This window comes from Streptomyces sp. Y2F8-2, assembly GCF_014905555.1.
Taxonomy (GTDB): domain Bacteria; phylum Actinomycetota; class Actinomycetes; order Streptomycetales; family Streptomycetaceae; genus Streptomyces; species Streptomyces cynarae.
This window is the reverse complement of record NZ_BNGS01000011.1, coordinates 321,717-334,158: the sequence shown is the minus strand read 5'-3', so window position 1 is coordinate 334,158 and position 12,442 is coordinate 321,717. Positions and strand designations below refer to the sequence as shown.

The window sequence follows — 12,442 nt, the reverse complement described above, 5'->3', positions numbered from 1 at the left end:
TGCGGGTCTCACCTCTCCAGGTCCCCGATGTTGGAGTAGAAGATCTTGCTGAGGGCGTCGGCCTCAGCCATCCAGGGCATTTTGTCCTGGCCGTTCCCGTCGTACTTGCCGTATTCACCGGGCAGGTCGCCCGTCGTACGGCCGTCGACCGCGCCGGTGGTGACGGCGATGGCATAGGGGGAGTTGTCGCCCAGACCGGTCCCGCCCATACCGTTGCGCCGGTTCGCCTGCCACTTCGCCGCGAGCGTCCCCGGAACTTTCAGCGGCACCACGGCAGCGTCAGGAACATCTTCGCTCTCCTGGTCGTGGAGGTACTCGCCCATCTCCTGCGCTGCGGTTCCTGGGGGCAGCACGATGATGGCGACCGTGGCGACCATCTCACCGCTGAGATCGACGTACGTAGCCCGCAGCACGGCCTTGCACCCGAGCTTCTCAGCCCTCTCCTTGGTCTCCCCGCTGAGCCCTTCGGCGCACGAGGTGTCCTGGGAGATGCCCATCCGGTTCCACTGCGCCGCCTTCTTGTCCGACACCTTGCCGTAGCCGGACGCGTCGCCGACGGTCGCCGGGAAAAGGTTCTCGGCGGTCTCGTTCCGCCAAAGCACCGGCCCGTATGCCTCGGAGTTGGGCACCTGCTGCTGATGGTTGTTGTACGCATGAGCTGCCAGCGCTCCGCCGCCCAGCATGCCGAGTACGCCGAACACGCCGAGCAGACCCCCGAAGACCTGTCGGACAGTACGGCCTCCACCCGAAGGGGGGACTGGTGGCGTCCCGGACACAGGACTCCCAACCGGATAGTAGGCCCCGTGCTGAGATGGCCCCGGCTGAGCGGAAATGCCGGCCGGGTTCACCCCTGGAGGTGCCGTCGGCATCGGCGGCGCAGGACTCGCTCCCTGCCATTGCTGCTGCCAACCACTCTGCGGGGGCGGCTGCCCATACGGATTACCGCCTCCGGGCGGCGTGGGGTAAGACATGGGTTCCCTCTCACAGGCCAATCTGCGAGGAAGCACGCTGGGCGAGTCGGGCCTCACGTGACAGAGCCCACATCTCAACCGACTCGCACCCCAGATTGCTACGAGGCCCAACTACAGCCTGTCGCATACCTCTTGGCGCCCTCGCGAATCTCACGACAGCTTATGACCTTCGCAGACGCAAGTATCTTCAGCTCCGTAGAGCTCATATAACGATCTCGTTGAAGACCCTGACCGATCATGCCCAATGCGACGACTCCATCTGACCGAGCCGGTGCTACCGCTAGGCCGCAGCAGTCGCACTTGCCCAGCATCACCGCCGATCGCGCGCACGCCGCCCGTGTGATCGACATCCACTCACTGGACTGCTACATCATGGGGCGGCGGAGTACGACCACTGCGGCTAAGAAGCAATCGACTCCAGCAGGTTGGCGATCCAGCCCAGGACACCGACAACGAGGCAACCGACGGTACCGAAGCCCATTCGCTGGGCCACCTTCTCGCGCCGCGAAGTATCCCGGCTCCGATGCGCCTTGCCCAACTTGGGGGGCCTGATCACCAGGTACGCCAGCCAGCAGAGAGCGGCCGCAGCAAACCCGACCTGCCACAGCTCCCCCACGACACCCTTGATCCCGGCTCGCTGAATCGTCTGCGGGTCAAGCCCCTGCCGTGCGTCGAACTCGGTGCCGTCCGGGTAGTCATGCCCGGTGTCCTCGAGGTGGACATAGACGGCATCGTCGGCGCTGCCACCCTCCGGAATGAATTTCCCGTAGCAGGAGATGTCAGAGTTCTTACGGCTGTCGTTCGTGTCGTAGCACCTCTCCACCCTGTAGGTGCCTGGCGTGCCGTAGAAGCCCGCGGAAAGAGCGAGATCGGTGGTCGCGGTGACCGCCCAGAAGGCGGCGACGAACGCGGCGATGACGCCGCAAATCCAGAGGATCACCCGGGTGACGGGGCCTCGGGTAGGAGAGATGGTCATGGGGAGCCAGTACTCCAGCAGCCTTTCGTGATCTGGCCTCGTCAGAGGCGTCGCGCGGGGGGGTGGGTGACACGATTGGAGGGCCACCACTCCGGCCGGCGCCATCCAAAGTCGCTCCCAAGCTGAGACGTGCCCTGACAGAAGTGACTCGACCCGTGTCGCTCGCAACCGGCTGCGAGACAATCGCGGAGCGGCTCACCGCTCTCGGAGAAGAAGCCGACTCCGCCCGGCTCCTGCAGACGCATGCCCTTCGCCACGGGCGGCCCGCAGCGCTGCCCGCGAGTCAGGCCACCACGAGCTTTGAGCTGGCGCCCGCTGCCAACACATTTCATTGCGTCCCCGACTTGGCCATTTCGGGGGAAAGACTCACATACGGGCTGGCCCCTGCAACTACGCTGAGCACGCCGACACCTCCAGCTACCCAACGCCACATAATATCCAGATCAAGCGTCAGTACTGCAGCGCAGACAGTGGCCACGAAACAGAGACCGAGAAACAAGGGAGAAATGGACAGTGGCCACTTGGCGCGCGGATCGAATAGCCTGAGAAGGTGATTCCTCTGCACAGAAGAACTGAGCTTTTCAACAGAGGAACCGACGTTTCTCAACGTCTTTACCCCGTCGACATTCAGCATTCCGTGAATCACCCAATCGCTGTCGAAGACCAGCGCAGCCGGCGTCCTCTCCGCAGAGAAACGCCGAGCCTGCGATCCCCGCCGGGCATCCCAGCACAGCCAAAGCGGCTGACCCTCCATTTCCGTTGGCAATCCATAATCGGAAATGTCCGTTAGGAAGTGTATCCACCCAGCATCAGTCTGGATCTCAAGGTATTTGCCGTTGCTCGGCTCCCCGCGCCCCCCGGCACGCTCGTGATGGTACTTACCAGTCCTGACGTACCGCCCTCGAACGGCCTTGTCTCGATCACTCAATCGGGAGAATGCGCGAAATCCGTGCTTCCTCGAAACAGCGTTCAACACGACCGAAACGCCGAGGATCCACAAAGTAATGCAGCCCCACCGGAGATACGCCGGCATCACTTCCCCACGCAGTTCCGTTCCTAGTTTGCGGTCATCTCCCGCCACAGCTCCCAATCGTGGCTCACTCGGGGCATAGAGGACTTCCACACGATCACCAACGTTCAAGCGATCGTATGTTTCTGCTCTAACGGTGGCGTGTACGGATTCACCTTTTGTGGCATCAGGCAGCTGAACCACTACAGTTGCTACATAGGGGTCCTTACCGCTGCGTGAAAGTTGGCGCACATCACTTACTTTTTCCACTGGCACCAATGAAAACTCAGCGCCAGCATCATAGAGACGCTGGACCAGTTCTGACCGTTGCGGCATCCCTGCTGCCAGCGCAACAATGCCGATAATCGCCGTACAGACGCCCACACCCCATAGAAGGGTTCGCTGCTGCTGCCTTCTTCGTGACGGTAGGACACGTGGCAAATCGGCCGAATCGGTGGCGCTGGACCAATTCGCCTGCACCGTCTCAGAGAGCTCTGCCGCGACGACCTCACTGAATGGCTGCCAACCCCCTGCGCGCCGCTGGCGCGCAGCGAGCAATAGCAGGCAGACCAGCGTACAACCCAAGGCCACCAGAATCGCTTTCCGGCGGAGGTCCGGTTCCCTGGAAAACAGCCATAGCACTGGCACAAAAGTGACCACCAAGCAACCTAGGCCAGCACAAAGTGTCTCAGTCGTGCGAGATCCTGTGACGCCCACTGAACGACTCCCCGTCAGCACTAGCCGAAATCCTCGCGAATCCGATCCGTTGCCGACTGGTGGTTCCCCTCGACGCCCCGCTTGGCGGCTTTCTGAGCTTGTCCTGCGCTCTTGTCCACGTCACCGAACCCGTCCTTCGCCGTGTTGGCGGAAACTCCTCCCGCTACGGGAGTAGAACCGCCGAAGGCGGCGTCAATTCCTGCCTGCTGGTGCTCTGGACGATCCACGTTGTAGGCGAAGTCACTGTCGTTTTTCAGACCTCGAGCCATGTCGTCAAAGCCCCTGTCCACCGCCCTTGCCCCGCCACCGAGTCCTCCGGCAGCCCCTCCGGTGACAGCGGTGACGACTTCTTGTCTGATGTCGAAGTCCTCACCCTTGCGTAGAGAGTCCAGGTAGTCTCCGGAGACCCCTCCAGCCGCACCGCTCACCATGCCGCCGACAATATCGCCTGCGCCCAGCGCGTTCACGGCCTTGCCGGCGGCAGTGCCAACGGTCGCACCAGCCAAGCCGCCGATCATGTTGGTCCCGACTTCCCAGCCCTTACCGCTCAGCTGACTGGTAACCATGCCACCCACGGTGCCACCAGCCCAGTTGAGCACTCCCTCAGTAAGGAGCCTCCCCACTTTGCCCATGTTGTAGAGCTTCTCGAATGCGGTCGCGATCAACCGCAGGAGCCTGCCCATCCGACCCGCAGCTTCCAAAGCCCTGGTAACCAACATGGTGACTCGCGCTGTCCCAGCGGCGGCTGACACACCCAGGGTAAGGAATGACATACCTACCGAGACACCAATGGAGATCCCAATCTCCAAGTAGATTTCGTGGACTTCCTCGTTTACCTCACGAATACACTTGGCGGCATCCTCAAGACCTTTGGCAGCCTCGTCAAAGTCTTTTGTGGCGTCCAGTACGGCAGCAGCGAATTCCTCCCAATGGGCCTCGAAAGCATTCGCCGCCTCGCCACGCCACGTATGTCCGACCGTTCTCTTGACTTCCTTGTCCAGGTCCTTGATGAGGCCCTCGACATCGGATTGCAGCTTACGCCACGCCTTGGCTGCTGTTTCCAAGTCTTCCGGGCGACCACCGGGATTGATGACCTCGATACCGAGTTCGATGATCTCTTCAGCCGCCGACTCGTCGCCGCTCACCGGTCACTCTCCGAGTGCTTCCCGAAGAGGACAGCCAGATCATTGTCGGTGACCTCGGTGTTCCTGTTCACCTTACGCAAGGCATCTGCAATCTTGTCCAGGTGCTCATGCACAACCTTCATGGCGCTGGCAACGTCCGAGGAGTAAGCGATATAGGCGGACGTGACCTCCGCGGACTCAGTCAGGACGCCGAATCCGTCAGTGATCGCCTCTTCACCTGTCTTCTCCTGGAATTCCTTGAGGTAGGCCCTCAAGTCATATGCCTGCAGCTCAAACTTGCGGGCCAGTTCCCTTCCCGCTCCGGGTTCGTAATACGAGGTACCATCGTCAGCCATCTACTGTCCTGATCTTGATGATGAGAGTGATGCCGGCCGCGAGCGATGAACGGAACCGGCTACTGGCCTGAGTGTGAGGTCGTTTGTATGTCAGGGTCGGGATGCTGCGCTGGTCATCTCTTGCGAGCGTGGTGGCTTTTGTGGTGGGGCGACCGTCGACCTGAGAGGCCTCCCCGATCAGTCCTTACCGGACCACCCGATCCAACTCCCCCAAGCCATCAGCCCGGCGCAAGATGAGCCACCCGGGGAGATCTCTTGTTCCATCGGAAGTCGGCAAGTAACCGTACTCACGAGCCACCTGTAGAGCTCGTGTCGCCCCCAACTGACGGAAGTAGCTGTTGTGAATCTCTACCCGCCCGTCCCGGTGCCGCCACAGCGTTCCGCTGCTTTGCCGCCCCAGCAGAATCGGTGTCCTGCCGTTGAACAGCCCCCTCAATTGGTCCTCCAACCAAGGTAGGTCAGTCGAAATTTCCCGCACCACCCGCTTGCGATCCAGCCACATACGCCGCCGCCAGCGAAAACGACGCCCGCTTCCGGGCATCCCTGGGGGATCGAGATCCCACACCACACAGAAAGGAAGAAAAGCCAGATACAAGCAGAGCACGATGGCGTACGGCGCAAGCCAGACACCCCTAATACGGGGAACCACAACCACTGAGTGGCGTAGCGAACGCGCGAGGTCACTGGGGACTTCGGGGGTCGCGCACCATGAATAGTGTCTGCTGTGACTTCCAAGGTTCTTCTATTCGGCGTATGGGTTGGGGTGCTGTGGCGGCTGTATAGGAGAAGCAGGGCGCCCGTATCCCTGGTCGGGGGGTGCCGTGAGGAATGACTGTTGGGCCGTCGGGTACGTCGCCTGCTGAGGTGAATAAGCCGTGTTCTGCGTATGTGAGCCACCGTTCCCGATGCTGGAGCGGCCGCGGGTTACCGCAAAGAGGACGGCGACGGCGGCAAGTACGACTCCCATGCAGATAACACCGACGAGAAGGACGATGGCACCCATTGAGGAGATCCCTTCTTGCTCTAGGGGTGGTTCACTAAGCTGTCGTTTTCGCCGACATGCCGTCGGCCAGCGGATCCGGCCGATCCACTCCTGAGTTCTTTCGGCCACTTCAGCACACACAGCGGTAGTCACTCCTGCAAGCGGCGGCCAATCTCCCTGACGAGCGTTGCAGCAACGCTGCCATCACCACGCATACGGCGCGCAGGCAAGAGAGCCCAGAACCAGCTGCCACCCAGCTCTGGGTCGCCAATCCTGGAGAGCGCCATGGAATGCTTACGACTCGCGTGTACCTGAACCATTAGCCGAAGTCCGGGCAAATCCAGGCTGTTGCCCAAGCATGGTTGCCTGAACTTCCAGGATTCCTCCACGGCTGCTGGACCGTGTGCTGCTTCTACTGCCCTTGGTGCGGCGGCTGCTGGGCGTAGGGGTTGGGGTGCTGCGCGTTCTGTCCTGGAGGCGCGGGATATCCCTGGTTGGGGGCTGCGTTGGGGTACGGCTGGTGGCCCGTCGGGTACGGAGGCGGATAGCCCGTACCCTGAGGGGGGACCCCGCCGCCGGAGCCGGGGCCGCCGTTACCTCGGTTGCGACGGCTGCGGATTACCGCGAAGACGATCGCGATGACAACCACGACGGCTGCGATGCCGGCGATGAGGAAGATGCTGCCAGAGGAGGACTTCTTCTCTTCCTTGGCCGGAATCGTGCCGTCGTTACCCTTCGAGGCGCTGCCGGACTGAGTGGACGTGGAAGGCGAGGCCTGGGCGAGAGGGCCTTCTTTGGGGCCGGCGGGGATATTCATCGTCAATGCCTTGTACGGGCGGATGATGCCGTAGCCGTACTTCTCGTCTGGCGCCTTCTTGACATCCTGATTGAGGAAGGTTGCCGACTTGATTAGGCGGTTGATGACCTGGCCTGCGGTCAGGTTGGGGTACTTGGCGCGGATGAGTGCTGCCGTGGCGGAGACGTATGCGGTTGCGTCGGAAGTACCATCAGCTTCTGCATAGCCATTGGAATGACCCGTGTCCGCCCGGACAATGTTCACTCCTGGAGCAGCCAATGTCACTCCGTCACCGTAATTGGAGTCAGACCAGATCTTCAAAGACTCATCAACAGCACTCACCGCCACCACGCCGGGGAGTTTTGCTGGATAATCCAAGCCGGCGTTTCCGTCATTTCCCGCACCGGCCACGACAACAGCGTCGTGCTGCTGAGCATACTTGATAGCCTTTGCCGCTTCCGATCCGGGACGGGCAGAGGAATCAACAAATGACAGGTTGATTACCGATGCTCCGTGATCCACTGCATACCGAACCCCAGATGGCCATCCCTCACCTGCGCCGTCATCTCCGGTCTTAATCGGCAGAATCTTGGCCTTGGGCGCCAAACCGATCACGCCTGCAGAATTGTTTGCTCCGTGCCCATGGCCAGCAATGAGACTTGCCATGCCGGTGCCATGACCATCAGTGTCGTCTTGGGCGTCTCCGCCACTCCCCCCAGTGAAGTCCTTCCCCTTCAACACCTGTCCAGTCAGGTCAGGGTGATTACCGTCCACTCCACTATCGACGACAGCAACCGTGACCCCTTGCCCCTGTGACTCTGTCCAGACTTTCTTGAAATCGATGACGTCAATGACCCACTGCTTGTCTCGGACGTAGTCCGCTGAGGCAGTAGGAGCCGAAGTGAGGAGCAAGGCTCCCGTCAGTGCCACGACACCTGTCGTGGACCAGACTCGCTTGAAACCCAATTCCTTGCTCCTCACTCAGACTTGGCTGGTGCCCCAGCCTTCACACCTGGGCAGACGGCGACTTTCCGTCTGGCCCCTCTTGCGTACTTACTCGATGGTCCGCGGCACGTTGCGGTTGCGGTCCTCTTCCGAAATCCAGGTCTCTTCGTCCTCGACCAAGTAGTCGGGACGGTCGCCCTGGGCATTCCCCTTCTCGGACCGTCGACCCTTGCCGCCCGCTCCGCCGGCTGCGCCGGCCTGCGTTCCGCCTCGGCTGCCGTGCAGGCCTGCCCCGCCGCCGGCACCCTTGCCAGCGCCCTTGGCCGCACCGACCACTCCACCACGGGCTCTCGCGAGGGCTCCACGACCGCCAGCGCTGGCACCGCCTCGGCCAGCTGCGCCGGCTCCGCCACTCATGCCACCCATACCGGCTCGGCCTGCTGTACCGCGGCCTGTTGCCGCGCCACCAGCCAAACCACCGCGTCCGGCTACAGCTCCGATCCCGCCAGCGGAACTGCCCGCAAGGCCCGCAGCCCCACCAGGCACCCTGATGCCTGCGCTCTGTGCACCACCAGTACCGAGGCCGCCACCAGCACCGACGCTTGCTCCGCCAATGCCCGTGCTGGGACCATTCCCAGTCAAGCCGGGGGAGATACTGTCCACGTTCGTCCTGGCCGTCGGGAGCTCTGACGACTTGGCTGTCGGGAGCTGCGAACCTCCGGCGATGCCCGGGTCACGAGGCACCGCAGGGGCCGGCTTGATACTTGTAGTTGGGCCTGCGCTCCACGGCTTGTTAGCCACCCGACCCGCACTGGGTCCCCCCGGCGAAGCGCTCGGGATTGAGATTGGCGGAGGCATTGCCACGTTGTTGTTCGGCGGACTGACGCTTCTTTCGTTTTGGTCAACCCACTTGTTTTTGTTAAGATTCTGCGTATAAACCTTGTAGTTGGTCGCCAGCTCCTCCATCACAGCAACCGCCTGCAGCTTTCGCTCCATCCCCAGCGACAGGTTCTTCTCGTTCGCCTTGGCGACGGTGTCGGCGCTGGCGCCCGCGGCCAGGTCCTTCATCGCCTGGGCGTCGTCGCGACCGTCGTCGTTCATTTTGTCGCCGGCGCTCTCGAGCTTGGACGGTTCGTGGATGTCCTGCATCCTGGTCTTGGCGCTATCGAGGTCGGTGCTGATCGCAAAAAGTTGCTCTGCCGTGAAGTTGGCGTACGCAGCTCCATTCCGAATCTGGACACCGATCTCGCCAGCCCTGCGCTTAAAGGCTTCGGCGGCCTGACCTTCCCAGTGTTCGAGGACGTCGTCTACGGCCTTTTGGAGGTCCCCGGCGATGCTGCCCTTGGCCGATTCCGTGTCCACGGCACCGGCCTTGCCGTCGCCGTCACCGCCGGAAAGGATCTGATGAACGCTCTTCCAGTGATCGCCAACCGTCGAGATTGTTCCGGGATCGGAGTCCAGGATCATCTTGCGCAGGCCGTTGACCGAGTACTCCATGAAGTCCGTCTTGAAGGCCTTGCGGTCGATGGCCTTGCCATGGCGTTTGACCGTGTCGGACTCAATTAGACGGTCATGCTCTTCCTTCTTCTCTGCCTTCTCTTCCTTTTCCCGCTTCTGCTGGGCCTGCATGCCGGCCGGGGTGTCCTGATAACGATCAGCCACGGCTCACTCCCCTCGTCAGTGTTTTTGCCGAACTCGACTACCTAGGAAGCCAACTTGCCCTTAGTAGAGCCACCCGAGTCTCCCCCCATGCCGTGCTTGATCTCGTGCTCCTTGTTGTTGTACCTGTCCCGAACCTGCGAAGTTTTGGTGCTGAAGTCGTCGATCAAGCCGTGGAGCTTCTCGATGATCGCTTCGATCTTGGTCTTCATTTCCCTATGGGCCGCGTGCAGCTCTGCGGCCTCGTGGAACACGCAAGAATCCCCGGTAGCCTGGCCGAACGCGTTCGCCGGGATTTCCGTGCTGTACTTCGACGTGGTGCCGGCCTTGTCCATGTCGTCCAGCAGTCTCCAGAGCCTGCGGATGACCTCATCCAGCGCGCTCAGATCGACACGCATTCCGTTGCTCATACCCCGTTGTCCTCTCCCCTGTTATTAAAGTTCTCAGCACCCGCTCGGTGCTCAAGCCGCCCAGTGATCGCCGGACCGACCGGCCGAATGCACGACCGCGCCACCCCGCCGACTCCGCCAGTCCCGCACAGCCACCCCGCACCCCGCGGCCGTAAGAACCAGGATCAGTCCCGTCCCCAGCACATAAATCGCCGTCCGGCGTTGCCGTTCCGCCTCGCTCTCCCCCATCGTCACCGCCATCGGAATGACTCCGCCAGGCCCGGCCTTCACCGGCGGGTCCGGAGTCGGGGACGAGCCCGGTGTCGAGTCGTCCGACAGTGCCGCGACCGGGTCGACGACCCCCCACCCGATGAAGCGGTTCGGACCACGCCCCGGCCGCTGAGCCGTTTGCTCGATGCGGGTGGCGATCTGGGCCGCCGTCCAGTTCGGGTGCTTCTCCTTCAGCAGGGCCGCCACGCCCGCGACGTACGGGGCCGCGAAGCTCGTGCCGTCGGCGGTGCACTGGCCCCCCTTCGGGACCGTGGAGACCATGCCGACGCCCGGTGCCGCGACGTCGACGAAGTCGCCCGCCTGTGAGAAGAAGGCTCGTTCGTCGTTGCGGTCGGAGGCCGCCACCGCCAGGACGCCCGGGTACGAAGCCGGAAACGTGTCCGCGGATGCACCGTCGGCTCCGTCGTTGCCGGCGGCGGCGACGATCAGGGCGCCCGCATTCACGGCCGCTGCCACCGCGCTCCGCAGGGTCGGGTCGTCCTTCTTGTTCGCGGTGTCCGACGAGATGTTGATGACGTCCACGCCCTTGGCGACCGCGTCGCGGATCGCCGAGGCCATCGTCCCCGAGTTGCCCTGCTTGTTCTCCCCGCCCGTGTAGCGGAGAGAAAGGATCTTGGCGTTCGGAGCGATGCCCTCGAAGCCCGTGCCCTTCATCGGGCGAGCCGCGATGATGCCCGCCACCCGCGTGCCGTGGCCTTCCAGGTCCTGGGTGCCGGAGCCGCCGACGTAGGACTTGCTGCCTGACGCCACGGCTGCGCTCAGCTGGCGGTTGGAGCTGTCCACTCCCGTGTCGATCACCGCGACCGTGACGCCCTTGCCCGTCGCCTGTGCGCGCAGCTGGTCCAGGAGGATCCGCTGGAGTGACCACGGCGTCGACTTGATGACGGGGCCGCCGAACGTGCACTCGCTCGTGGCCGTGTCGCCGGATCCGGGGTCCGAGTCGGTGAGGTGGGTGGGCGCCGCCACTTGGGCCGGGGCCGGGGCGGCCAGTGCCGACGTACCCGGTGCGAGGCAGATTCCCGTGGCTGCGAGCACGCCGAAGGCCCGCCGTACGGCGGCGGTTCCAGCGGTGCGGCTACGCGAACGAGCGGTCGTGCCCCGCATGTTCAGGTCCCCCATGTTCACGCCCTGAGGGCTCTCTTGCTTCCTTGCTTCCTTCGAAGCTTGGTCATGTGTACGTAGATGAAGATGCGCCGACGCGTGTGAAGATTCCAGGGATTTACCGTGCACCGGCCCCGGACAAGGGCTCGGCCCAGCGGACGCCGTGGCGTCGGCTGGGCCGATTCTCCTCATCTCATGTCCCTCGGGCCGCCGACGGCTCAGCCCCAGGTCGAGGCGTTGCTCTTCTCGGTGGCCTGGTAGTTCTCGGCCGCGTTCTGCAGAGCCGCGGCGATCTTCAGCAGCGTCGCGTGCAGGTCCGCGGCGGTCTTGTCCCACTCGCGCTGCTTGCGCTGGTAGCCCTCCTGGGCCTCGCCTTCCCAGGTGTTGGCGACGCGCTTGACCGCGGCCTCGAGGTCGTCGAGCTGCTGCTTGATACGACCGGCGGTGGTGCGCACGTCCGAGGACGCGTTGGTGATGGTGGCGTAATTTACGAGGATGCCCGACATCGTCGTTCCCTTTCAGGAAGAGTCGAAGGAAATCGGTGGCAACCGGTCACAATCGGCGGCAACCGGCGACCACCGCGGAAAGTGGTGAAGAGCTCTGGAGAGCAGGAAGAGTCGAGTCCTGAGCGTTCGGCTCAGCCGAAGTCGGACATGATCTTGCTGATCTCGGAGTTCTGCTGCTCTTCCGACGCGGAGTAGTTGCTCCGCGTGGAGTCCACGGCTTCCTTGATGTCGTTGAGGATGTCGCTCATCCTCTTCGCGTCCGCGTTCCAGCGTTCCTGCAGCTGGTGGTAGGACTGGGCCGCCTGGCCCTGCCAGCCGCCCGCGATCTGGTCGATCACTCCGTTGAGGCGGCGGATCTCGCCCTGAAGCTGACCGTTCACGGTGTTGATGTCGCCGGAGAGCTTGGTCAGTTCATCTTCTGTTACCCGGAACTGGCCGGCCATGTTGAACCTTCCCCCATGTCGTCGTTGATCCGGGAAACCTGCACCAGTACCCGGAGAAGCGGCCCATCCGTGAGCGCTGAAGGCACTCTATCGTCCGGCCGTCACACATCCACAAGCAAGGCCTAGGCGTTACAGGGTTCACACAGTTGAGCGATGATCCTGTGATCCACTACGGCC

11 protein-coding genes are annotated in these 12,442 nt (G+C 62.8%); all 11 read right to left on the bottom strand.

Annotated elements, in window-relative coordinates; genetic code table 11:
• Positions 1-8 precede the first annotated feature (8 nt).
• The gene (locus tag SY2F82_RS32295) at positions 9-701 is read right to left on the bottom strand and encodes a hypothetical protein (RefSeq protein WP_200422701.1); all 693 of its coding nucleotides are present in this window, start codon (positions 699-701) and stop codon (positions 9-11) included.
• Between the two features lie 670 nt (positions 702-1,371).
• Positions 1,372-1,947, bottom strand: coding sequence for a hypothetical protein (locus SY2F82_RS32290; protein WP_200422700.1), 576 nt, complete (start codon positions 1,945-1,947; stop codon positions 1,372-1,374).
• A 328-nt stretch (positions 1,948-2,275) separates the two neighbouring features.
• Positions 2,276-3,616: a hypothetical protein gene (locus SY2F82_RS32285; protein ID WP_200422699.1), complete on the bottom strand. Its 1,341-nt coding sequence runs from the start codon at positions 3,614-3,616 to the stop codon at positions 2,276-2,278.
• Between the two features lie 77 nt (positions 3,617-3,693).
• Positions 3,694-4,818 carry a WXG100 family type VII secretion target gene (locus SY2F82_RS32280; protein ID WP_200422698.1) on the bottom strand — a complete coding sequence of 375 codons (1,125 nt, stop codon included), beginning with the start codon at positions 4,816-4,818 and terminating at the stop codon, positions 3,694-3,696.
• A complete protein-coding gene (locus SY2F82_RS32275) occupies positions 4,815-5,153 on the bottom strand; it encodes a hypothetical protein (RefSeq protein ID WP_236041909.1) in 339 nt (112 codons plus the stop codon). The genes SY2F82_RS32280 and SY2F82_RS32275 overlap by 4 nt, the downstream gene beginning before the upstream one ends.
• 1,394 nt (positions 5,154-6,547) lie before the next feature.
• Positions 6,548-7,897 carry a type VII secretion-associated serine protease mycosin gene (mycP, locus tag SY2F82_RS32270; RefSeq protein WP_236041908.1) on the bottom strand — a complete coding sequence of 450 codons (1,350 nt, stop codon included), beginning with the start codon at positions 7,895-7,897 and terminating at the stop codon, positions 6,548-6,550.
• An 87-nt stretch (positions 7,898-7,984) separates the two neighbouring features.
• Positions 7,985-9,538, bottom strand: a complete 1,554-nt coding sequence (locus SY2F82_RS32265; protein ID WP_200422696.1) for a hypothetical protein — start codon at positions 9,536-9,538, stop codon at positions 7,985-7,987.
• 41 nt (positions 9,539-9,579) lie between these two features.
• Positions 9,580-9,945: a hypothetical protein gene (locus tag SY2F82_RS32260; RefSeq protein WP_200422695.1), complete on the bottom strand. Its 366-nt coding sequence runs from the start codon at positions 9,943-9,945 to the stop codon at positions 9,580-9,582.
• Between the two features lie 51 nt (positions 9,946-9,996).
• Positions 9,997-11,334: a type VII secretion-associated serine protease mycosin gene (mycP, locus tag SY2F82_RS32255; protein WP_236041907.1), complete on the bottom strand. Its 1,338-nt coding sequence runs from the start codon at positions 11,332-11,334 to the stop codon at positions 9,997-9,999.
• Positions 11,335-11,534: 200 nt separating this feature from the next.
• Entirely contained in the window at positions 11,535-11,822 is a 288-nt protein-coding gene (locus SY2F82_RS32250; RefSeq protein ID WP_200422694.1) for a WXG100 family type VII secretion target, read from the bottom strand.
• Positions 11,823-11,953: 131 nt separating this feature from the next.
• Entirely contained in the window at positions 11,954-12,265 is a 312-nt protein-coding gene (locus tag SY2F82_RS32245; RefSeq protein WP_103843682.1) for a WXG100 family type VII secretion target, read from the bottom strand.
• Positions 12,266-12,442: the final 177 nt, after the last annotated feature.

Excerpts from the sequence above, each read along its gene's own strand:
- SY2F82_RS32290 (WP_200422700.1), bottom strand. The coding sequence starts at position 1,947 with ATGACCATCTCTCCTACCCGAGGCCCCGTCACCCGGGTGATCCTCTGG.
- SY2F82_RS32275 (WP_236041909.1), bottom strand. The coding sequence starts at position 5,153 with ATGGCTGACGATGGTACCTCGTATTACGAACCCGGAGCGGGAAGGGAA.
- SY2F82_RS32260 (WP_200422695.1), bottom strand. The coding sequence starts at position 9,945 with ATGAGCAACGGAATGCGTGTCGATCTGAGCGCGCTGGATGAGGTCATC.
- mycP (WP_236041907.1), bottom strand. The coding sequence starts at position 11,334 with ATGGGGGACCTGAACATGCGGGGCACGACCGCTCGTTCGCGTAGCCGC.
- SY2F82_RS32250 (WP_200422694.1), bottom strand. The coding sequence starts at position 11,822 with ATGTCGGGCATCCTCGTAAATTACGCCACCATCACCAACGCGTCCTCG.
- SY2F82_RS32245 (WP_103843682.1), bottom strand. The coding sequence starts at position 12,265 with ATGGCCGGCCAGTTCCGGGTAACAGAAGATGAACTGACCAAGCTCTCC.